Here is a 21,534-nt window from a genome sequence, read left to right on the forward strand (position 1 = left end):
AAGCCTCGGGCCGGCTTGGTCGTGCCTCGATGGGGCGCACGATGCAAGCCTTGCGGATTTGCCAGAAGAAAATCGAACAGCACGGCGTGACGCGGATGCGGTTTGTCGCGACCGAAGCGTGTCGCCGTGCACGCAATTCCAAGGAATTCATGCGGCAGGTACGGCGGGAAACCGGGCTGGTTGTCGAGATCATTCCGGCCGAGGAAGAAGCCCGTTTGGCGGTGATCTCTTGCGCGCCCTTGGTAAACCGCTCGACCGAGCAGTTGCTGGTCGTGGATATTGGCGGCGGTTCGACCGAACTTGTGTGGATTGATCTGTCAGGGGTGGCGCCTGACGACCGCCCGCATTCGATCATGCGGCTGCATCGCGGCTTTCAGGTTGAGCCTGCGGGCGCGCGCGTGGTGGATTGGATTTCGGTGCCCTTGGGCGTGGCGACGCTGAAAGATCAGTTTCAGGATGTCGAGGATGATGCAGCCCGTTTTGCGCTGATGAGTTGGTTCTTTGAGGAAAACCTTGCCTCATTCAGCCCCTATGCCTCGGCACAAAAGCGCGAGGGATTTCAGATTATCGGCACCTCCGGCACGGTGACGACCGTGGCTGCCAGTTATCTTGGCCTGCGGCGCTATGACCGCACCAAGGTTGATGGTTTGCAGATGACCTCTGATCAGATCGACAGCGTGATCCGCGAATATCTGTCGCTTGGCCCGGAGGGGCGGCGCACCGATCCGCGCATTGGCCGCGACCGACATACGCTGATCATGTCCGGCGCGGCTATCCTTCAGGCGCTGATGCGGATATGGCCAACCGACCGCCTTTCCGTTGCCGACCGTGGCCTGCGTGAAGGGCTCTTGTATGCACAGATGAGCGCTGATGGCGTTTTAGAGGACGGACCGTTCGAATGACCGAAAAGAACACATCAGGCCGGGGCCAGCGCGATCTGCGCGTGCGGGTGAAAACTGCCAAAGGCCGCAAGCTGTCATCAACGCTGTGGCTGGAACGCCAACTGAACGACCCCTATGTGATCCGGGCCAAGAAAGAAGGCTTCCGTGGGCGGGCGGCCTACAAGATTTCGGAACTCGACGACAAATACGGCTTTCTGGTGCCGGGCGCGCGGGTGGTTGACCTTGGCTGCGCACCGGGGGGCTGGTGTCAGGTTGCGGTGAAGCGGGTCAACGCTTTGGGCGATAACCCGAAAAAGCCGATTGGCACCGTTCTGGGCATTGATTTGCAAGAGATCGAAAGCATCGCGGGCGCGCAGATCCATCAGCTGGATTTCCTGTCGGAAGAGGCCGATGCTTTGGTCAAGGGGTGGCTGGGTGGACCTGCTGATGTGGTGATGTCGGATATGGCGGCCTCGGCTTCTGGCCATAAGGGCACCGACCATTTGCGGATCATCGCGCTGATCGAGGCTGCGCTGGCCTTTGCCTTTGACGTGCTGGAAGAAGGCGGCACTTTTGTCGCCAAGGTTCTGGCAGGCGGGGCCGAGGCGGAGATGCAGACCCAGTTGAAAAAGTCCTTCAAGAAGGTCGCCAACGTCAAACCCCCAGCGAGTCGCGCGGACAGTTCCGAAAAATTCGTCGTTGCACAAGGGTTCCGCGGGAAGTCGACGCTGAGCGGGTCTTTTGCACCGCTTCCTGACGCATTGGATTGATCGGGTCTTAGAAACAATTCCGGTCCTGCGAAAAACAAAAGGCGCCCCGACAGGCGCCTTTTTGCTTAAATGTTGATCGACCTTAGGCGAAACTCCGCCTCAGCCGCCCCAAGTGCGCACCGGACCGCAATCCATATGCACAAAATTGGAGCCATAGTAGTGGCCGACGCCGCCGGCGGAACAGGCCTCTGCCGCTTTGGCCATTTGAGACACCGAACGCGACTTCATCCTGAGGTCAGCGGCCATGCCCTTCATGTGCAGCGAATTCCTAGCAACACCACCGGATCGGGAGCGCAACATGGCATTGGTCTTGGGGCTGCGATAGCCAGACAACAGCATGTAGGGTTCGCGGACATCCAGCAAGCGGTGCGCTGCTGCGATGATGTCATAGTTGCGCGGATCCATCTTGGCCACATCATCCGAGCGCCAGTCACGCATGAAGTGATTGATTTCTTTGGTAACTTCCGGGATATACTCGCCCTCGACCCAATAGATGGTGTCGATGCTTTCCCCGGTACGGCCCGAATACATCCGGATCCGTCGAATGTCGCCTGCGCCCTTCAAAAGGCCGAAAGCATTGGAATAAGTCGGGGCTGCAACCACGGCTGTCGCCGCAAAAACACCCAGCAGCCCACGCCGCGTGATCCCGTTCAAGTTCATATTCGCCATTCTTTGCGCCTGTCCCGTCGCTGGTCTTTGACCGCCTGAAGTTGCGGTTCTGTTCGTCACTTCATCCCCAAGTGCCTGCACCTTATGACACAGCTTGCGGTGAAGCCAAAGAGCAGATTGGCCGCTGCGACTCAGTCTGGCAGCAATAGGCAAAAAATTGCTGAAAATGAGGGAGCCAAGTGGGGAATTCCGCATCTGCCTTATTCGTGGCGAATATGCGACAATCACGGTGAAAGTCGCGACCTCGTAGCGGCCAGATGTATTAAGATGAGTTTACAGTTACTTGGATTTCACCCAAGCTTTTCAAGACCAAACGGCCCTCAGATGCGACTGGGCTTTAGCCCGATCATAGGAATTATCGTGCACACCTCTTTTTCTGCCCCAGAATTTTCGGCTTGCATGCGCGAGCTGTTGCGCAAATTGACCGCAACCACGGCGCTGACGGTGTTGTTGGCCTGGACATCACCGGCGATGGCGCAAAGCGATGCTTTCACCCGATCTCTGGCCGAGGCCGCAGCGCAGGATGAGGCCGTCGCGACATTTTACCGCTACCACCGCTATCAGCCGCTGTGGACGGGCCCCCAGGATCAAGCGCGACGTCACGCGCTGATCATGGCACTGTCGACGGCGGAGGCACAGGGCCTGCCGGTCAAGCGCTACGATCCGGCTGATCTGATTGCACTGGCGAAAGCCGCTGTGACGGAAGGTGACCGGGGCCGTCTGGAACTGGCGATGACGCTGGCCTACCTGTCTTATGCGCGGGATGTCAGTTCCGGCGCTTTGACCCCAAAGAAAATTGATTCAACGATCGTGCGTGAGATCCGTCGGCCTGATCCGGCAGTGTTGCTGGCAGGCATGGCTACCACCACATCGCCTGAGGCATATCTGCGTGCTTTGCTGCCTGTCGCCCCTGAATACGCGCGGGTGATGAAGGAAAAGCTGCGGCTGGAACGTGAATCGCCTTCGATGATCGGGATTTCCGCCGCGAAACTCTCGCCGGGGGACAGCAGCGCTGCGGTGGTCGCGCTGCGGGATCGTCTGATCGAACTCGGTTATATGGGCCGCTCTGCCACCGCGATCTATGACGGGCAGATGCAACGGGCGGTGCAGCGCTATCAACTGGATCAGGGCCTGACCGCCGATGGTGTGGCTGGGGGCTCGACGATTGAGGCGTTGAATACCCCGCCGGATGAGAGGTTGAAGGCGGTAACCGTGGCGTTGGAGCGGATGCGCTGGATGGCTCATACCGATCTGGGTGCGCGGCATATCTGGGTCAATCAGGCGAATTTCAGCGCTGAGATCTTCGATCATGGCCGGGTGACGTTTCAAACGCGGGTTGTCGTCGGCAAAAGTGCGGCTGACATGCGCAGCCCGGAATTCTCGGATGAGATGGAATATATGGTGATCAACCCCAGCTGGGGGGTGCCACGCTCGATCATCGTCAAGGAATATCTGCCAATGTTGCAGCGCAATCCTAATGCGGTGGGGCATTTGCAGGTGATTGATGGCCGGGGCCGGGTGGTTCCGCGCGGGGCGGTCAATTTCGCTGCCTATTCGGCGTCGAGCTTTCCGTTTGGCCTGCGCCAGCCGCCTTCCGACGGCAATGCCTTGGGTAAGGTGAAGTTCATGTTCCCGAACCCCTACAATATCTACCTGCATGACACGCCGGCCAAGGCGCTGTTTGCCAATGAGGTGCGGGCGTTCAGCCACGGCTGCATCCGCTTGGGCGATCCGTTTGACTTCGCCTATATGCTGCTCGCCAAGCAAACCAGCGACCCGAAGGGACTGTTTAAAGAGCATCTCGACAGCAAGGGCGAAAGCGCTGTCTCGCTGGATGTGCCAGTGCCGGTGCATTTGGTCTATTACACCGCTTGGCCGACCAAGACGGGGATGTCGTATCGGCGCGATATCTATGACCGTGATCGCAAGTTGTTTGAGGCGCTGACCGAGGCGGGGGTGGCCTTGACCGAAGTGCAGGGGTGATGTCCTGTTGCGAGCAGCCGATTGAAACAATGTGATTTCCCTGCGGGAAATCCGTCTAGCTGTTGTGAAAATTCTGGTTCAAGCTACCACCAATCCGCGCTAAACCTTCTGCAAACCGCCGGAGGACGCTATGGCCCATTCAATCCGTGACATTGCGCAAGCCTTGGGGGCCGAGGCCGAAGGCGATCTTGATCTGACCATATTGCGGGCATCCGAGCCTGCGTCTGCCGGTCCGCAGGATTTGGCGCTGGCGATGGACCCGCGCTACGGTGACGGCATCGCCCGCGGGCAGGCGCAAGCCGCGATCCTGTGGCCGGGGGCAGATTGGCGGGCTTTGGGGCTGAAAGCGGTGATCTTTGCACCACGCGGACGACTGGCAATGGCAGGGTTGTCGGTGATGCTCGATCCCGGCCCAGCCATTGCGGCGGGTGTGCATCCGATGGCCATTGTCGATGCCTCTGCGCGTGTGGGGCAGGGGGCTGCGATTGGCCCGTTTGTGGTGATCGGGGCAGATGTGGTAATTGGCGCGCGCGCGCGCATCGCCAGCCATGTTTCGATTGCCGAAGGGGCTACGATTGGCGACGATGCTTTGATCCTGCAAGGTGCACGGATTGGCGCGCGGGTGACCATCGGGCATCGGTTCATCTGTCAGCCAGGGGCGGTGGTCGGCGCGGATGGGTTTTCCTTTGTGACGCCTGAGAAATCCGGGGTTGAAGAAATCCGTGCAAGCCTCGGAAAACGCGATGAAATTCGCGCGCAAAGCTGGACGCGGATTCACTCGCTGGGCGCTGTGACCCTGGGTGACGATGTGGAACTTGGCGCCAATGTCGCGATTGATCGCGGCACCATTCGCGATACGGTGATCGGATCGGGCACCAAACTCGATAACCTCGTGCACATCGGTCACAATGTTCAGGTCGGGCGCGATTGTCTGTTGTGCGGGCAAGTCGGCATTGCGGGCTCGGCCAGGATCGGTGACCGAGTGGTGCTGGGCGGGCAATGTGGCGTCAATGACAACATCTTTGTCGGCGATGATGTGATTGCAGGCGGAGCCACCAAAATCTTCACCAATGCCCCTGCGGGCCGGGTGCTTCTGGGCTACCCTGCGGTGAAGATGGAAACCCATGTCGAGATGCAAAAGGCGCTGCGCCGCTTGCCTCGGCTGGCGTCGCGCGTGGCGGAATTGGAGAAGGCCATATCTCTGTTACCTGATGTTGATTAAACAGGGCAAACGGACAGGTTAGGAAACCCGATGAACATGCAAAGCCAAGTGATCAGCGTGCAGGACCAGGTGATCGCGATTATTGCCGAGCAGGCCGTGCTGGATGTGGCTGATGTAACTCCGGCGCAATCGCTCGATAGCCTTGGGATCGACAGTCTGGGGTTGGTCGAGACGATCTTTGCGATTGAAGAAGCCTTCGATATTTCCGTGCCGTTCAACGCCAATGAGCCATCGAAAAGCGGGTTTGATCTGACCTCGGTGGCCTCGATTGTCGCGGCGGTCGAAGGTCTGATCTCTCAGAAAGCCGCATGAGGCGGGTTGTTATCACTGGGGCAGGCACGGTCAACGCCTTGGCGCGCGATGTAGCTGGCACCTATGCGGCTTTTGCCGAAGCGCGTTGTGGCATTGCCGAATTGGACATTCGCGACAAGGACCGACTGAGCATCAAAATCGGAGGGCAGGTGCGGGATTGGGATGCCGAGGCTTTGTTCAGCCGCCAGCAGATCACGCTTTTTGATCGGTTTACGCAATTTACGCTGGTCGCGGCAGAGCAAGCGATTGCGCAGTCTGGGCTGGTTTTTGACGGTGATCTGGGTGACGAGTCTGGTGTTGTTCTGGGCACGGCGGCGGGTGGCGTAAACACTTGGGATGACAGTTACCGCGCTGTCTATGCCGCGGATAAAAACCGGGTGCACCCCTTCGTGGTGCCAAAGCTGATGAACAGCGCTGCGGCCAGCCATGTAGCGATGCAGTTCGGTCTGCGGGGCCCGAGTTTTTCTGTCTCGACCGCCTGTGCGAGTTCCAATCACGCGATGGGTCTGGCGTTTCAGGCGATCCGGGGCGGAAGTGCTACGGTGATGGTGACGGGGGGCTCGGAATCCATGCTGTGCTTTGGTGGCATCAAGGCGTGGGAGGGGCTGCGGGTGATGTCGCAAACTGCCTGCCGTCCGTTCAGCCTGAATCGCAGCGGCATGGTGCAGGGCGAGGGTGCTGCCGTTTTCGTGTTTGAAGACTACGACCATGCGCGCGCGCGCGGGGCCGAGATTTTGGCCGAAGTGATCGGCTTTGCGATGACTTCAGATGCGTCGGACATCGTGATGCCCTCACAGGAAGGTGCGGCGCGGGCGATCCGGCTGGCGTTGCGGGATGCGAAGGTTGCACCGGATGCCGTGGGCTATATCAATGCGCATGGCACTGGCACGGCGGCGAATGACAAGACCGAATGCGCGGCGATTGCGCAGGTGTTCGGGCCTGCGGCAGAAAGCGTGATGTTGTCGTCAACCAAGTCCATGCATGGCCATCTGATTGGCGGCACCGGGGCGGTAGAGTTGCTCGCCTGCCTGATGGCCCTGCAGCAAGGCGTGATTGCACCAACGATTGGCTATGAAGTCGCAGACCCGGATTGCCCGCTGGACGTGGTGCCCAATCAGGCACGCGAGGCGTCGGTGGATCTGGTGATGTCGAACGCTTTTGCCTTTGGCGGGCTGAATGCCGTGCTGGTTTTGCGCAAAGCGCCGTAAGCACAGGCAAAGCCCATAAAAAAAGCCCGCCCATAAACCGGGGCGGGCTTTCTTTTTGTGATCTGTGCCAGATCTTACGGCTTGGGCATCGTTGCCGCGACCGCGTCATAGCCGGCGGTGAAGCCTTTCAGCGCGACGGTCAGTTCGACTTTTTGATCAGGTGCCGCAGCCGGAACGATGGTGATCGTGGCCTTGGTGCCTTTTTTGAACTGTGCAACTTCTTCTGCCGTAAAGCCGACACGCGCCACGCAACCCAGTTGGGCGCAGAAGGTGAACGGATAGATTTTGGCCTTGCTGCCATCCACCGACACTTGCAGGTTGGCGGTCAGCAAAGTTTCCAGCGGCGCGATGATCGTGGCACCCGCTGCAGCTTTGCCGCCAGCGGGCAGGGCGAACATGCTGATTTCAGCGACATTGGTGCCTTCGCCGTCTTTCAGCAGTTGATAAAGCTCGCAAGGATCCGAACCATCTTTCATCTTGGTGCAACGCTGCGACCAGGCGTCGAAGGCGGCGAGCTGGTAGATCTGACCCTCTGCCGCAGCTTCCTGCGTCAGCGGCGCGGGCGGTGTGTTGCTGTCAACGCCCATGTTAAGATCATCGGCTGCCGGAGCGGTGGTATCTACGGTTGCTGCCAGTGCCGGATCAGCCGGAGCGGTCTCTTGCGCGAGGGCGGGGAACGTCGCGGCAACAAAAGCCAGACCGAGCGAAAACGCGAGTGTGCGGTGCAGAGTAGTCATCGACATCACTGTCTCTTTCTTGATTGTTTCGCTGGGCAATAGCATGGCAAAGCCGGGAAGTCAGCGGGAAAAAACATCACGTCTTCGCGCGCATGGGCGAAAAGTTGCTGCACTGATCACGTCTGAAACGATCCAGCTAACCAGATGCTACAAAAGGAAAAAGGGCCGGACAGCCGACCCTTTTTCAACTTTTTTTATTCTCCCTGTCGGACTGGCCGACTTGTGAGGCAGACGCTACGGCGCTTTCAAATCCACGTCAACTGGAATTGTGACGGATTGTGACAGCCGCTCAGTCAAAAAAGCCGCGCTGTTTGACCAGCGCGGCACACTGAAAGGGAGGAGGTTAACCATCACAAACACCGAATGGTGCTCTGGCAAGATCAGACTGGCAGAGACAGGTTAACAATGTATTTTGGCACTGAACGGTTGCCAAATGGCAGCTTGGCAAGGGCAAAGGGTTGCGGAATGGGCGAGACGATTTTTGTGGGCGGCGGCGGCGAAGCTTATGGCGTGCCGCAGACTCTGCTGCTGAAATACGGCAACCGCCACGGCCTGATTGCAGGTGCCACTGGAACGGGCAAAACCGTGACCTTGCAGATTTTGGCCGAAGGGTTCTCGGCGGAAGGCGTGCCGGTGTTCATGGCCGATGTGAAGGGCGATCTTTCGGGGCTGGGGGCGGCAGGCTCACCCAGTCAGAAACTGCACGACAGCTTTATGAAGCGGGCCGCCACCATCGGGCTTGATCTGCAATATCGCAGCTTTCCGGTGACATTCTGGGATATGTTTGGCGAAAAAGGCCACCCGATCCGCGCCACCGTGGCCGAGATGGGGCCGTTGCTGCTGTCTCGCCTGCTGGAATTGACCGAACCGCAAGAGGGCGTGCTGAACGTCGCCTTCCGGCTGGCGGATGAAGAAGAACTGCCGCTGCTCGATTTGAAAGATCTGCAAGCCTTGCTGGCGTTCGTCGCCGAACATGCGTCCGAGATTTCGGGCCGCTTTGGTCTGGTCTCGCCCACTTCGGTTGGGGCTATCCAGCGGCGGTTGCTGGTGCTGGAGAATCAGGGGGCCGCCCAAATGTTTGGCGAACCCGCACTGGATCTCGCGGACCTGATGCGCTGCGATGCCAATGGCGCAGGGATGATCAACATTCTGGCAGCGGAAAAGCTGATGAACGCGCCCCGGCTTTACGCGACTTTTCTGCTGTGGCTGTTGTCGGAACTGTTTGAAAATCTTCCCGAAGTCGGTGACCCTGATAAGCCGAAACTGGTGTTCTTCTTTGACGAGGCGCATCTGCTGTTCACCGACGCGCCGAAGGCTTTGGTCGCCAAGGTCGAGCAAGTCGCGCGGCTGATCCGCTCAAAAGGTGTGGGCGTCTATTTCATCACCCAGAATCCCGCCGACGTGCCCGAGATGATTCTGGGCCAGTTGGGCAACCGGGTGCAACACGCCTTGCGCGCCTTCACCGCCAAGGATCAGAAAGACCTGAAACTGGCCTCTGAAACCTATCGCCCCAATCCGCGCTTTGCCATAGAAGACACGATCCGCGATGTCGGCACCGGCGAGGCCGTGACTTCGTTTCTGGAAGCCAAAGGCATTCCGGGCGTGGCGGAACGCACTTTGGTGCGCCCACCCTCTTCGCAGCTTGGGCCGATTGACCCGGCATTGCGCGCGCAACTGATCGCGGCTTCGCCGATGGGGACGAAATATAATACGGGGGTCGACCGCGACAGCGCCTATGAACGCCTGCGCGCGCGCGCCGAACACGCGGCAAAAGAGGCAGAGGCGGCGGAAGCACCCTCAGCCCAGCCAAAGGAGGACAGCCGCGAGTTTCGTAATGCCCGCCGCTATGATGGTAGCCGCACCGAGGCCGCACCGAAGAAAACCACCTCCAGCCGGTCTGATTCGATTGGCGAAGCTTTTGCGAAAAGTTTCGCCAGAAGTTTGGGTTCCAAATCTGGGCAGGCGGTGATCCGCGGCGTTCTGGGCTCGCTTTTCCGTAGCCGTTGACATAATCGCGTCCCCGTTGTGCCTTATTCTTCTAGCAGATATAAATATCTGCGTTGAATGGGGAGGCCGAGATGGCTTTGACGGCTGCTGAGCAGTATCTGCTGGAACTGATCAACCGGGCTAGACTTGATCCGGCCGGAGAAGCCGCGCGCTATGGTACAGATCTTAACGCAGGCCTTGCGGCCGGAACCGTGTCAACGGCTTCAAAGCAGGTCCTAGCCCCCAACGTGTTGTTGGAGAACGCGGCGATTGGACATTCGCAATGGATGCTTGCGGCGGATGTATTCTCGCATACAGGTAGCGGCGGGTCATCCGCGTCGCAACGTGCCGCCGCCGCCGGATACCGCGGGTCAAAAATCGGCGAGGATCTGTCTTGGCGCGGTACCTCGGGAACGATGAACTTGGATAGCGCGATCAACACGCATCATAAGGATCTGTTCCTCAGTGCTGGCCACCGCAAAGTTATGCTGGACGATGCCTACCAAGAGATCGGCATCGCGCAAGAACGGGGGAAGTTCAATCTCGACGGGCGCAACTACGATTCCTCCATGCTGACCGAACTGTACGGCAAGCCTGTGACGCTCACTGCATTTTTGACTGGAGTCATCTACAACGACACAGACCGGAACGGTTTCTACTCAATCGGTGAAGGTGTGGCTGGGACCACGTTCTCCGCGCAAGGGAAATCGGCAAGCAGTGCGGTGGCGGGCGGGTATGCGATTGGGCTGACGGCTGCTGCAGAGGTAACGGTAACTGGGAAAGTCGGTGGGCTGGATTTCGCGTTTGCTGTTTGGATGACAAACGGCAATGTGAAAGTCGACATCGTGAACCACAACCTTCTACTTTCCTCCGGTAGTATCGGTCTGAACCTCGGTATCAATAACTTGACATTGCTTGGCAATGCCAACCTGTTTGCGACTGGCAACGCGAATGCCAATGTAATGACGGGAAATGACGGCGCCAATCGGTTTGATGGTGGTGCCGGAGATGATGTGCTTATGGGCAGAAACGGCGCCGACAATCTGACGGGCGGTCTGGGAAGCGATAAGATTTTCGGTGGCAACGGGGCGGACCGACTGGCTGGCGGCGGTGGCGCGGATCGGATTGATGGCGGCGCCGGAAACGATGTGCTCGTAGGCAATCTTGGCAGCGATTCGTTTGTGTTTGCGAATGACTTTGGGCGCGACGTGGTGGTAGATTTTTCACTGGCTGACAAAGAAAAGCTGGTTTTCGATGATCTGATCTGGGGCGGCTCTGCGTTAAGCGCACAGCAGGTGGTTTCGCGATTTGCGCATGTGGTGGCGGGCAATGTGGTGTTTGAATTCAGCGCCAATGAAGTCATCACACTTGCCGGGGTTACTACAACTGTGGGCCTCGCCGACGCGTTGACGATCGTTTAGACTCGCTCGGTAACCGGGCGCAGCTTCAACTTGGTGAGGCGATTTTCGCGGCGCTGCGCCACTTCGATGCGGAAGCCGTGGAAATGGAACACCTGACCCTCTGACGGGATCATCTGCGCCTCGTGAATTACCAATCCGGCGATGGTATTGGCCTCGGCATCGGGCAGTTGCCAGTCGGTGGCGCGGTTCAGATCGCGGATCGTCATTGCCCCGTCGATCAGGTAGTCGCCATTGCCATCGCGTTTCAGGCCAGAGTCGCGGGCCACGACGTCAAATTCATCCGTGATATCGCCGACGATTTCTTCAAGGATATCCTCTAGCGTGATCAACCCCTGCAACGCGCCGTATTCGTCAACGACCAAGGCGAAGTGCGTGCGCCGCTTGAGAAATTCGCGCATTTGTTCATCTAGGTTGGTGGTGTTGGGGATGAAATAGGGCTTCTTGGCCACCTTCAGAATATCAAGGCTTTCCAGCCCTTCGGGGGCATCGCCGCGCAGCAGGCGGTCAAGTTCGCGCAAGAGGTCTTTGGTATGCACCACACCAAGGATATTCTCGGTCTCATCACGGTAGACCGGCAGGCGGGAATGCGGCGAGGCGAGCATTTGGCTGACGATCTCGCCGGGCGGATCATCGGCATTGATCATCTCGATTTGGCGGCGGTGGCGCATGATTTCTTCAACCGCGCGGTCCGAAAGGTCCAATGCCCCCAGCAGACGGTCGCGATCTTCCTTTTGCATCGCGCCACCAGAATGACCCAAAGCGATGGCCCCGGCGATGTCATCGCGCAGTGCGTCATGCTGCTCGGCCAAATCGAAGGTCAGCCCAAATCCGCGCAGCGCGGCTTGCTTCAGCATCTGCATCAGGGCGGCGAGTGGGGTGAATATCCATGCCGCGATCAGGCCGAACAGGCCGAGACGGACAAGTGTGCATTCGGCTATTGCGGTGCCGATGGCAGAGGGGATGATGCGGCCCAGCAGGGCAAGCGCTATGCCTGCAGTGAAGGTCAGCCACGCAAAATCAAAACCAGTCCAGTCACGGGCTTGCCAGAGCAAGCCGGAAAGTGCGGCAAGCGCGGTCAGGCTATGGGCAAGCCGCAGCGCCATCAGGCCCATCTCGCCGCGCGCGATCAGTTTGGCCATGGCTGTGGAATGGACTGAGGCACGGCCATGTGGCAGGTTTTGAACAGCGGCAATCACGGCGGTGAGTAGCGCTGCAGTGGCGAGCGTGACAAGGATCAGCGCGTAAATCCAGAGGTTGTGCATTATTTGTCCGGTTTGCCTTTGGCGAGGGGGTGATGCGTCAGCACCAACCGGCGCAGGTCATCATCAAGAACATGGGTGTAAATCTCAGTGGTGGCGACATCAGCGTGACCGAGCAGGGCCTGGATCACCATCAGATCGGCACCGCCCGCCAGAAGATGCGTGGCAAAGGCGTGGCGCAGCGTATGGGGAGTGACGGTGCTGGGATCAACGCCGCCCTGCACCGCGATATCCTTGATCAGCAAGTAAAAATGCTGCCGGGTCAGATGACCCTCAACGCCGGGGCCGGGAAACAGCTGCTTCGACGCGGGCTTGCCCAACTTGCGCCCGGCATCTTCCTGCGCATCGCGCTCGGCCAGCCAGTCTTGCACCGCCACGCGCGCCGGAGGCGACAGCGGCACCATGCGTTCTTTGTCGCCCTTGCCCTTCACCAGAATCATCTTCGGATCACCGCGCACGGCAGCCACCGGCAGGCCGACCAGTTCTGACACTCGCATGCCCGTCGCATAAAGCAGTTCAACCAAAGCGCAGTTGCGCAACCGCTCGGGTTCGGATCGGCCCTTGCGACGGGCGGCATCCAATAGGCGCTCTACCTCGGGCAACGACAGCGTTCCCGGCAGGCGCTGGCTGGCACCGGGGCCCTTGATGCGCAGGGCTGGGTTGTCGTCGCGCCAGCCTTCCTCATGCGCAAAGCGGTAAAGCTGGCGGATCGCTGACAGCCGCCGCGCCCGGGTCGCTTTCGAGAGGCCCTGCGCGTCACAAAACACCAGATAGGCCTCAACCTGATCGCGCCCCGCTGCGGCAAAGCCACTGGCATGGCGTGACAGCCAATCGGCGAAATCCTTCAGATCGCGCCCATAAGCCATTTGTGTGTTGCGCGCGGCTCCCAGATCAGCCGCCTGTGCCGCAAGAAAACTAGAGATCCAACTGTCGGATTGCGCGGGCGCTGCCATCTAACCCCGCCGCTCCAACAGCATCAACTGCAACGCTGTGCGTCGGGCGATATCTTCGAGCCCAAGTTTGCGCAGCACCGAAAGGCCTTCGGTGACTTTCACCAATTCACCGCGCAGACCGCTTTCAATGCGGATCATCGCCTGCAACATCGCCTCTCCAACCCGTTTTTGCGCAATCAATGCGGCAATATCATCGGGCAGTTGCGGATCGGTGAAAGCGGGGGCAATCGCACGTGCCATGCTGTCTGGCGCCACCAACGCCTTGACAGAGCCCGCTGCCAATCCGGCCAAAAACAGACTACGCGCGTCGCGGCCCGCATTTTGCGACTTCGCCAACCGCTCATAGTCCGGCGAGAGCAAGCCAAGCTCATAGCTGATCCGTGCCGCATCGCCGCTGAGTTGCAGCTTGGACAGTGGGCTTGCGAACAGTGTTGCGAACGGGACTTCGACCTCGACATCCCTCATCCGCGCATAGGCAAGCGGCAGACGCTGCTCAACGGCCGCAGTGTCGGCCTTGGTCAGTGCTGCATCAAAGCGCTGAAAGGCATCTGCGCGGTCCCAAACCCCGCCAGAGGCCGCAGGCGCACGGTCCGTGTACAGGCCCAACAACACATTCGGGGGGGTTGCGCCTGCCCGCGACAACCGCTCGGCTGCCTCTATCTGAGATTTCCATCCGGCATGCTCGGACAGGTCGGCATGCGCAAATGCCGGGGGCAGGGTGGCGGTGGGCAAAGGCTCTCCGAGCGCATCATATATCCGCCAGACCAGCGGCGTGATAGGCTTTGGCGCGGGCGGCATCTCTTCGCCATCAAACTGATCCGGGTCAAGAAAGCGCGAAAGCAGCACATCGTCTTCGGCGCTTATATTGCCCAAAGCCTGCGCTGTGCGCAGGGTGAGGGCTGCTGCGTTCCAATCCCCGGCGCGGGCCAAGCAGAACACACGGGTGGTCAGGGTCGGGGCCAGTCCGGGCGCTGATTTCAATATCTCGCAGGCACCGTCTTCTTCGCCTGTCAACAACGCGACGTCAAAGCTACGGCGGAACAGCTCGGGCGAACTGGCGGCACCTGCGACATCGATCAGTGCCTGCGCCTGATCCAAGGCCCCCATCGTCAACAACTTGTCGATCCGTGCAATCAGCAAATCGCCCGAGCCTTCCGAATCGGCTGGGGCCTCGGCCTCGGCCAAAAGCAGCGTCATCAGTAAGGATTGCAGTGCAGGCACGTCACCTTGCCCGGCCTCGGCGATATCTGCGGCAATCTCGGCGCTGTGGCCGATGCCCCAGAGATCATGAGGAAATCCGGTCACTTGCGGTGGCAACAGCCCGACTGCGTCCAGCGAAGTGCCGCCCAGCACTGTGGTCGCCACTTGGTCTGGCAAAGCATCGGTGGTGACTTTCGGCTCATTCGCGATGGGCGGCAGGTTGGCTTGCGTGCCATTTTTCAACGCTGTACTCACAGGCTCTGACGGGGTACGCGGCGCGACGCTCCCTTTCGGCATCGGCGTTTTAACCGATTGCGACAGCCAGTCGATGGCGGACAGCGGGTTTTTCTCGGCAACAGCGGCTGTTGGCAGCGCAAGCGCCAAAGCCACGCATAGGCCGAGATGGTTAATCGGCATTCAGGGTCACCGGCAATTTCACCTCTGACGCGGTCGGGGAAAGATCCGCTAGATAAGCGTAACCCGTAAGCCCAATGAAGCCAAGCACCGCCAAAACCACGAAAACCTTGATCAGACGCCCCATGCCCTCTCCGCCTTTATTACTACTGTCGGTTCACCCGACGCATCTGTTGTTGTTTCAGTACAGCTGCACCACGAAAACGCTTCGCAGCCTAATGAAGATTATATATGGCATTTGCGCCGAGTTCACGCCATTCAGGCAAGAAAGATTTGCCTTGGGCGGCGATGCGCCTCTGATGTGTCGGAAGTCAAGGCAGACAGGGAAAAACATGGCGTTGCTGAAGAAAACTGTCGTGATGGTTGGGATGATGGGGGCGGGCAAAACCGCAGTCGGTACGGCTCTTGCACGGATGCTGGGTGTGCCTTTCCTCGATTCGGACGAAGAGATTGTGCGCGCGGCGGATCGCAGTATTGCCGAGATTTTCAGTCGCGATGGTGAGGCGTTTTTTCGAGCGCGTGAAACCGAGGTGATCGCCCGATTGTTGCGCGGCGCACCTTGCATCCTGTCGACAGGAGGCGGTGCATATCTGGCCGAGGCCAACCGATTGCTAATTCACGAAGCGGGCGTTTCAGTCTGGCTGCGCGCGGATCTGGAACTTCTCTGGCAACGTGTACGTCACAAGGCCACGCGTCCCTTGCTACGCACGTCAAATCCGCGCGAAACTCTGCGCGGTCTTTACGAAGCGCGGCTTCCCTTCTACCAGATGGCCGACTTGGTGGTCGATTCCTCTGCGGAGCTGTCGGTTGAGGATATGGCGCAGCGTGTGGTCGAGGCTTTGACAACCCGCGCCGACGTGCTGGAAAGGATCTAAGATGAGCCTGAATGTGGTCGACGTTGACCTTGGATCGCGCAGCTACTCTGTGCGTATCGGCCAAGGCCTGATCGCGCAGGCTGGCTGTCAGATCACGCCTTTGTTGCACCGTCGCAAAGTGGCCGTGATCACTGATGACACTGTTGCGGCGCGGCATTTGATGGATCTTGCGAAAGCGTTTGAAACCGAAGGCATCACCATGACCGCGCTGACCATCCCGCCTGGCGAGGGCTCCAAGGGCTGGGCTCAACTTGCGCGCTGCGTCGAATGGCTGCTGGAGCAGAAGATTGAGCGTCGTGATGTGGTGGTTGCGTTTGGTGGCGGCGTGGTCGGCGATTTGGTCGGCTTTGCTGCTGCTGTGCTGCGCCGGGGCGTGCGCTTTGTGCAGATTCCGACCACGCTTCTGGCGCAGGTTGACAGTTCAGTCGGTGGTAAAACCGGGATCAACACGCCGCAGGGCAAGAATCTTGTCGGCGCGTTTCACCAGCCGAGCTTGGTGCTGGCCGATATCGACGTCTTGGACACCCTCCCGCGCCGAGATTTCCTCGCGGGCTACGGCGAGGTGGTGAAATACGGTCTGCTCGGCGACGCTCGGTTTTATGATTGGCTCGAAGCAAACGCGCCAGAGATGGCGCAGGGCGATGCCGGCCTGCGGCAGTATGCGGTGACGCGCGCGGTTGAGATGAAGGCCGGGATCGTCAGCCGCGATGAGACAGAGGAAGGCGAGCGCGCCTTGCTTAATCTTGGCCACACCTTCTGCCATGCGCTTGAAAAGGCTACTGGATTCTCGGATCGGCTATTGCATGGTGAGGGTGTCGCCATCGGTTGCGCTCTGGCATTTGAACTCAGCCAGAGGCTTGGTCTCTGCGCGCAAGAAGCACCCAGCCGGGTGCGCGCGCATCTGAAAGCCATGGGGATGAAGACCGATCTGGCGGATATCCAGGGCGATCTCCCGGGGGCCGAGGCGCTGCTGGCGCTGATGGGGCAAGACAAAAAGGTGATAGACGGCAAGCTGCGCTTTATCCTGGCGCGCGGCATTGGCGAGGCCTTTGTGGCCGAAGACGTGCCGCCTGATCTGGTATGCGATCTGCTGGCCGATGCCCTAGCAGCGCGCCGCTAAGGCGCCGGTGCCGCTGAATAAGCTCTCGTTTGCCCGATATTATTGCGCTTGCGCTCAGATTTTGCCGACACCCGCTAGCCAGGCAGGAATTATTCGCTTGCACAATTCCAGGGCGGCGCATTTGATGGTTGAAATCATAACGGCAGGAAACACATGCCGATTCAGGGAACTACGGCTGAAAAGCCCATCGCAATTCGTGTGGCTGGTCTGCACAAATCATTCGGTACCCATGAGGTGTTGAAAGGCGTATCGCTGACGGCCTGCGAAGGTGACGTGGTGGCGATCATCGGTGGTTCGGGCTCGGGCAAATCGACAATGCTGCGCTGCATCAACTTTCTGGAAACCCCGACTGCGGGCACCATTGAAATAGGTGGTGAGGCGGTTGCGATGCACGGCGATGGCAGCCCTTCGGATCGACGGCAGATTGAACGGTTGCGACAAAGTCTTGGCATGGTGTTTCAGAATTTTAACCTCTGGACCCATAAGACCGTGCTGGAAAACTTGATTGAAGTGCCGGTGCATGTGCTGAAACTGCCGCGCGCTCAAGCTGAGGCGCGGGCGCGTAAATTACTGGCGCGTGTTGGTCTGGCCGAAAAAGAGGGCGCTTATCCAGCCTACATGTCGGGAGGGCAGCAGCAACGGGCAGCGATTGCGCGGGCTTTGTGCATGGAACCCCGTGCCATGTTGTTTGACGAGCCGACTTCGGCGCTTGATCCCGAACTGGTGGGAGAGGTGTTGCAAGTGATCCGTGGTTTGGCCGATGAGGGCCGCACGATGGTGCTTGTGACGCATGAGATGAAATTCGCCCGCGAGGTCGCAAGCCATGTGATCTACCTGCACAATGGGCTGATCGAAGAACAAGGCCCACCCGCTGAAGTGTTTGGCGCGCCAAAATCAGAAAGACTAAAACAATTCCTGAAAACCGTGGGTTAACCCGGATACTTAAATCAACCTGTGAGGAAGACTATGAAGAAGATTGTAATCGCTGCGACTGTCTCCATGCTGTTCGGAACCGTTGCATTCGCGGAGCCGCTGAAGATCGGCGTCGCCGCAGAGCCCTATCCGCCGTTCACCTCGCCTGATGCCAGCGGCAACTGGGTCGGCTGGGAAATTGATTTTCTGGGTGCTGTTTGTAAAAAGGCAGCGCTGGAATGTGTGATCACCCCTACCGCTTGGGACGGCATCATTCCGGCTTTGACTGCTGGGCAAATCGACGTGATCATGTCCTCGATGTCGATCAACGAAGAGCGTGAAAAGAGTATTGATTTCACCGATAAATATTACAACACCCCGACCGCTGTGATGGCGACCAAAGGCTCGGGCGTCCTGCCCACGGCTGAGGGCCTGAATGGCAAGATCATCGGCGTGCAGGTTTCGACGATCCAGGAGGCCTATGTTCAGGCGCATTTCCCGGAGTCAGAGTTGAAAAGCTATCAAACCTCGGACGAGTCATATCAGGATCTCGCTGCTGGCCGAATTGACGCTGTTGTGGCCGATTCGATTGTGGTCGCCGACTTCCTCAAAACCGAGGCCGGTGCCTGCTGCGAGAATGTCGGTGACGTCGTCGATGATCCGGTCATTTTGGGGCGTGGCGTGGGCTTTGGTCTGCGCAAAGGCGATGCGCTGAAAGAGACGCTGAACGCTGCGATCGCCGCGGTGCGCGCGGATGGCGAGTATGATGCCATCACCAAAAAATACTTCACCATCGACATCTACGGCCCCGCAAACTGATGGTCTGCCCCCCGCCCGCACAACTTTCGAGCCTGACCCTGCTTGGCTTTGGCGATTGCGGTTGGGGGGCAACCCTGCTTTGGGGCTTTGGCAATTCGCTGCTGATTGCTCTTGGAGCATATGCCATTGGCTTTTGCATCGGTGTGTCAGGGGCCTTTGGTAAACTGCACGGCGGGCCAGTGACCAAGGATTTACTGTCCGTCTACACCACCATCGTCCGCGCAGTGCCAGAGTTGGTGTTGATCCTGATCCTGTACTACGCCGTGCCTGCGTTGCTGAACCAAGTGTTGCTTGGCTTGGGTTATGACCGGATCAACTTGCCGCAATTTGTTACCGGAGTGGTTGTGCTGGCCGTGGTACAGGGAGCCTATCAAATCGAGGTTCTGCGCGGCTCTATACTTGCTGTGCCACATGGCCAGATTGAAGCTGCACGGGCAATGGGCATGCCGCCTATCATGCTGGCGCGGCGCATAACATTGCCGCTGATGACGGCAAACGCCATTCCCGGTCTTGGGAATCTGTGGTTAAACGCCACCAAGGATACTGCGTTGTTGGCGGTGATCGGCTTTACCGAATTAACCAAAGCCACGTTCCAAGCATCGGCGACCACTAAAGCATTCTTCACGTTTTATGGCGCGGCGATGGGACTTTACATGGCGATTTCGTTGATTTCGATCCTGTTGTTCGGGCGGCTTGAGAAAGTCGCGCGCCGTGGCCAACGAGATTCGAGGGGCTGATGCGCGATTTTCTCAACTTGCGCCGAGTAATCATGATCGCAATCGCAGCGGCGTTTGTGATGTGGTGCGCCTATAGCCTGCGTTGGGACTGGCTGGCGAACCCGAAGTATCAATCCATGATCCTACGCGGCTTGTGGCAGACGATCTGGATGCTTGTGGTGACCATGGTGATTGGCTTTGCGCTTGCGATCCCGATCGGCTTCGCGCAGGCGGCGGGTCCGCGCTATCTGGCATGGCCCGCGCGGGTGTTCTGCTCGGTGATCCGGGGCACACCGTTGCTCATGCAGATCTGGCTGCTCTATTACGGCATCGGCTCGTTGTTCCCGTCGATCCCTTGGATCCGGGATAGCGCTATGTGGCCGATCTTGCGACAAGCCTGGCCCTACGCGGTGCTGGCTTTGTCGCTGTCGGTGGCGGGCTATGAGGGCGAGATTTTGCGCGGCGCGTTCAAAAGCGTGCCGCATGGCCAGTTGGAGGCCGCTCGCGCGATGGGGATGCCTCGGTTCACGATCTTCCGCCGGATCTGGTTGCCGCAGGCGATCCAACGGGTGTTACCGACAATTGGTGGCGAGACGGTGTTGCAGTTGAAATGCACGCCGCTGATCTCGACAATCACAATCATGGATATTTATGACGTGGCCGGGCGGGTGCGGCGCGATACTTTGGTGGTTTATGAGCCGCTCTTGTTGCTGGCGGTGGTTTATATGGCGATCACCGGGCTGATCGTTCTGCTGTTCTGGTGGTTTGAGCGGCGGTTCCCAAGCAAAGTTGCTTGATGTGGTCCCAACTCGGGACCAATTTTAACTCATTTATATCAATATGATAGCTTGGTCGTTTTAACGGATTTTTAACACTCTCGCCTTGCAACGGGATTTTGACGGTGTTGTTGGATGCCTCCGGCGGGAGTATTTTAGCCAGTCTGAAAGCAAATTTTAGACAAGTTTTAGGAAGCTGTGTGAAGGGCGCTCCGAATTTCGGCTTTCTTTGAAATTCGTTTGGGGGCTTCAGTTGCCGCCCAAGCGCAATCTGGCGAACAGCACGCAACCGTCGAGGCCATTTTTCACCGCCAGCTCATCACCGCGGCGCAGCCAATCCAGCCAGAGGCCGTCGAGGGTTGCCATGATCAGATCGGCCACCGCTGGGATACGCTCAAAGGCGTAGCCTGCGGCCATGCGGTCCAAGAGACGCTCCAAGGCGTCGCGGTGGCTGTCGTAGAGGGCGCGCTCGATTGAGGCGATCTCGGGCCGGGTCAGGGCGGCGGACCACAGGTCAATCTTCAGGCGCAGGTGGGCCGGGGTCATCAAATCGGTGGTGAAGCCTGCGCGCAAGAACCGATCAAGCCGTTCGGACGGGGTGCCGCCGGGTTGGATCAGCGCGCGACGGCCTGCCTCTTGCACTTGGTCGGCGGCAAGGCGGAAGGCGGCGGACAGCACTTCTGCCATGTCTTTGTAGTGATAGGTCAGATGGCCGAGCGACAGGCCAGCCTCGGCCGCGACCTTGCGGGCGGTCAGACCGGCATGGCCGTGGGTTTGCAAGGCGCGGAGGGCTGCTTCGGCGATGTGCTTGCGGCGGGTTTCGGCGGAAAGGCGGGTGAGGGGCCTGGTCGGGGAGGCGGGCTTGTCGGACATCTGTACTTTCCACGCGGTAGGCGACGCAAGGCGCGCATGCCCCTTCACTTTCTGCCCGGATTCCCGCAGAAGGGCAACGCTTAGAGGGATCAGTGATGACAAAATTCGGCTTTGATTTGCAGGCGACCGATGGCGCGGCACGCACGGGGGTGATCCACACCCCGCGCGGTGATATTCGCACGCCTGCTTTCATGCCGGTGGGGACGGCTGCGACGGTCAAGGCGATGCTTCCCGAGAACGTGCGGGCGACCGGGGCCGATATTCTGCTGGGCAATACCTATCATCTGATGCTGCGCCCTGGCGCAGAACGGGTGGCGCGGCTGGGCGGCCTGCACAAATTCATGAACTGGCAGGGGCCGATGCTCACAGACAGCGGCGGGTTCCAGATATACAGCCTCTCGGCGCTCAGGCGCATCACACAGGAAGGC

22 protein-coding genes are annotated in these 21,534 nt (G+C 59.1%); 15 read left to right on the top strand and 7 right to left on the bottom strand.

Annotated elements, in window-relative coordinates; genetic code table 11:
* A partial coding sequence (locus U1A24_RS12335; protein ID WP_322322268.1) for a Ppx/GppA family phosphatase occupies positions 1 to 902 on the top strand: 902 nt, incomplete at its 5' end.
* Positions 899 to 1,651, top strand: coding sequence for an RlmE family RNA methyltransferase (locus U1A24_RS12340; RefSeq protein WP_322322269.1), 753 nt, complete (start codon positions 899 to 901; stop codon positions 1,649 to 1,651). The genes U1A24_RS12335 and U1A24_RS12340, both read left to right, overlap by 4 nt.
* Before the next feature lie 99 nt (positions 1,652 to 1,750).
* On the opposite strand, the gene U1A24_RS12345 is transcribed toward U1A24_RS12340, so the two are convergent.
* Positions 1,751 to 2,320: a YcbK family protein gene (locus U1A24_RS12345; RefSeq protein ID WP_322322270.1), complete on the bottom strand. Its 570-nt coding sequence runs from the start codon at positions 2,318 to 2,320 to the stop codon at positions 1,751 to 1,753.
* 399 nt (positions 2,321 to 2,719) lie between these two features.
* Between U1A24_RS12345 and U1A24_RS12350 the strand changes: the two genes are divergently transcribed.
* From U1A24_RS12350 to U1A24_RS12365, 4 genes are all read left to right on the top strand, one after another.
* A complete protein-coding gene (locus tag U1A24_RS12350; RefSeq protein WP_322322271.1) occupies positions 2,720 to 4,303 on the top strand; it encodes a L,D-transpeptidase family protein in 1,584 nt (527 codons plus the stop codon).
* Between the two features lie 130 nt (positions 4,304 to 4,433).
* Positions 4,434 to 5,525, top strand: a complete 1,092-nt coding sequence (locus U1A24_RS12355) for a UDP-3-O-(3-hydroxymyristoyl)glucosamine N-acyltransferase (RefSeq protein ID WP_322322272.1) — start codon at positions 4,434 to 4,436, stop codon at positions 5,523 to 5,525.
* Positions 5,526 to 5,555: 30 nt separating this feature from the next.
* Positions 5,556 to 5,837: an acyl carrier protein gene (locus U1A24_RS12360; protein ID WP_416136338.1), complete on the top strand. Its 282-nt coding sequence runs from the start codon at positions 5,556 to 5,558 to the stop codon at positions 5,835 to 5,837.
* The gene (locus U1A24_RS12365) at positions 5,834 to 7,045 is read left to right on the top strand and encodes a beta-ketoacyl-[acyl-carrier-protein] synthase family protein (RefSeq protein WP_322322273.1); all 1,212 of its coding nucleotides are present in this window, start codon (positions 5,834 to 5,836) and stop codon (positions 7,043 to 7,045) included. Before U1A24_RS12360 ends, U1A24_RS12365 begins: the two co-directional genes overlap by 4 nt.
* A gap of 74 nt (positions 7,046 to 7,119) precedes the next feature.
* Here U1A24_RS12365 and U1A24_RS12370 read toward each other — a convergent pair whose 3' ends face one another.
* Positions 7,120 to 7,788 (bottom strand): invasion associated locus B family protein, encoded by a 669-nt coding sequence (locus U1A24_RS12370; RefSeq protein ID WP_322322274.1) that lies wholly within the window; start codon positions 7,786 to 7,788, stop codon positions 7,120 to 7,122.
* Between the two features lie 459 nt (positions 7,789 to 8,247).
* Here U1A24_RS12370 and U1A24_RS12375 point away from each other — a divergent pair, with 459 nt between their 5' ends.
* Both U1A24_RS12375 and U1A24_RS12380 read left to right on the top strand, forming a co-directional pair.
* Positions 8,248 to 9,789 carry a helicase HerA-like domain-containing protein gene (locus U1A24_RS12375; protein WP_322322275.1) on the top strand — a complete coding sequence of 514 codons (1,542 nt, stop codon included), beginning with the start codon at positions 8,248 to 8,250 and terminating at the stop codon, positions 9,787 to 9,789.
* 71 nt (positions 9,790 to 9,860) lie between these two features.
* On the top strand, positions 9,861 to 11,189 hold the full coding sequence (locus U1A24_RS12380) for a CAP domain-containing protein (RefSeq protein ID WP_322322276.1): 1,329 nt from the start codon (positions 9,861 to 9,863) through the stop codon (positions 11,187 to 11,189).
* Here the strand turns inward: U1A24_RS12380 and U1A24_RS12385 are convergent.
* From U1A24_RS12385 to U1A24_RS12400, 4 genes are read right to left on the bottom strand one after another with little or no spacing between them, the layout of a single operon-like run.
* Positions 11,186 to 12,451, bottom strand: a complete 1,266-nt coding sequence (locus U1A24_RS12385; RefSeq protein WP_322322277.1) for a transporter associated domain-containing protein — start codon at positions 12,449 to 12,451, stop codon at positions 11,186 to 11,188. The two genes, U1A24_RS12380 and U1A24_RS12385, sit on opposite strands and share 4 nt — an antisense overlap.
* Complete coding sequence (locus U1A24_RS12390) at positions 12,451 to 13,401, bottom strand: tyrosine recombinase (RefSeq protein WP_322322278.1); 951 nt, start codon at positions 13,399 to 13,401, stop codon at positions 12,451 to 12,453. Before U1A24_RS12390 ends, U1A24_RS12385 begins: the two co-directional genes overlap by 1 nt.
* Complete coding sequence (locus U1A24_RS12395) at positions 13,402 to 15,018, bottom strand: hypothetical protein (protein WP_322322279.1); 1,617 nt, start codon at positions 15,016 to 15,018, stop codon at positions 13,402 to 13,404.
* A complete protein-coding gene (locus tag U1A24_RS12400) occupies positions 15,008 to 15,142 on the bottom strand; it encodes a hypothetical protein (RefSeq protein ID WP_322322280.1) in 135 nt (44 codons plus the stop codon). Before U1A24_RS12400 ends, U1A24_RS12395 begins: the two co-directional genes overlap by 11 nt.
* A gap of 172 nt (positions 15,143 to 15,314) precedes the next feature.
* Here U1A24_RS12400 and U1A24_RS12405 point away from each other — a divergent pair, with 172 nt between their 5' ends.
* The 6 genes from U1A24_RS12405 to U1A24_RS12430 all read left to right on the top strand — a co-directional run bounded on the left by U1A24_RS12405 (position 15,315) and on the right by U1A24_RS12430 (position 20,254).
* On the top strand, positions 15,315 to 15,890 hold the full coding sequence (locus tag U1A24_RS12405) for a shikimate kinase (RefSeq protein ID WP_322322281.1): 576 nt from the start codon (positions 15,315 to 15,317) through the stop codon (positions 15,888 to 15,890).
* A gap of 1 nt (position 15,891) precedes the next feature.
* Complete coding sequence (gene aroB, locus U1A24_RS12410; RefSeq protein ID WP_322322282.1) at positions 15,892 to 17,010, top strand: 3-dehydroquinate synthase; 1,119 nt, start codon at positions 15,892 to 15,894, stop codon at positions 17,008 to 17,010.
* Positions 17,011 to 17,163: 153 nt separating this feature from the next.
* A complete protein-coding gene (locus tag U1A24_RS12415) occupies positions 17,164 to 17,943 on the top strand; it encodes an ABC transporter ATP-binding protein (RefSeq protein WP_322322283.1) in 780 nt (259 codons plus the stop codon).
* A gap of 33 nt (positions 17,944 to 17,976) precedes the next feature.
* The gene (locus U1A24_RS12420; RefSeq protein WP_322322284.1) at positions 17,977 to 18,741 is read left to right on the top strand and encodes a transporter substrate-binding domain-containing protein; all 765 of its coding nucleotides are present in this window, start codon (positions 17,977 to 17,979) and stop codon (positions 18,739 to 18,741) included.
* Complete coding sequence (locus tag U1A24_RS12425) at positions 18,741 to 19,478, top strand: ABC transporter permease subunit (protein WP_322322285.1); 738 nt, start codon at positions 18,741 to 18,743, stop codon at positions 19,476 to 19,478. Before U1A24_RS12420 ends, U1A24_RS12425 begins: the two co-directional genes overlap by 1 nt.
* 32 nt (positions 19,479 to 19,510) lie before the next feature.
* Positions 19,511 to 20,254 carry an ABC transporter permease gene (locus tag U1A24_RS12430; protein ID WP_322322286.1) on the top strand — a complete coding sequence of 248 codons (744 nt, stop codon included), beginning with the start codon at positions 19,511 to 19,513 and terminating at the stop codon, positions 20,252 to 20,254.
* 228 nt (positions 20,255 to 20,482) lie between these two features.
* Here the strand turns inward: U1A24_RS12430 and U1A24_RS12435 are convergent, their stop codons facing one another.
* Complete coding sequence (locus U1A24_RS12435) at positions 20,483 to 21,106, bottom strand: TetR/AcrR family transcriptional regulator (RefSeq protein ID WP_322322287.1); 624 nt, start codon at positions 21,104 to 21,106, stop codon at positions 20,483 to 20,485.
* A 95-nt stretch (positions 21,107 to 21,201) separates the two neighbouring features.
* On the opposite strand from U1A24_RS12435, the gene U1A24_RS12440 reads away from it, so the two are divergent.
* Positions 21,202 to 21,534 (top strand): tRNA-guanine transglycosylase (locus U1A24_RS12440; RefSeq protein ID WP_322322288.1); only part of this gene is annotated, 333 nt, incomplete at its 3' end.

Source organism: Cypionkella sp. (genome assembly GCF_034376685.1).
Taxonomy (GTDB): Bacteria; Pseudomonadota; Alphaproteobacteria; order Rhodobacterales; family Rhodobacteraceae; genus Cypionkella.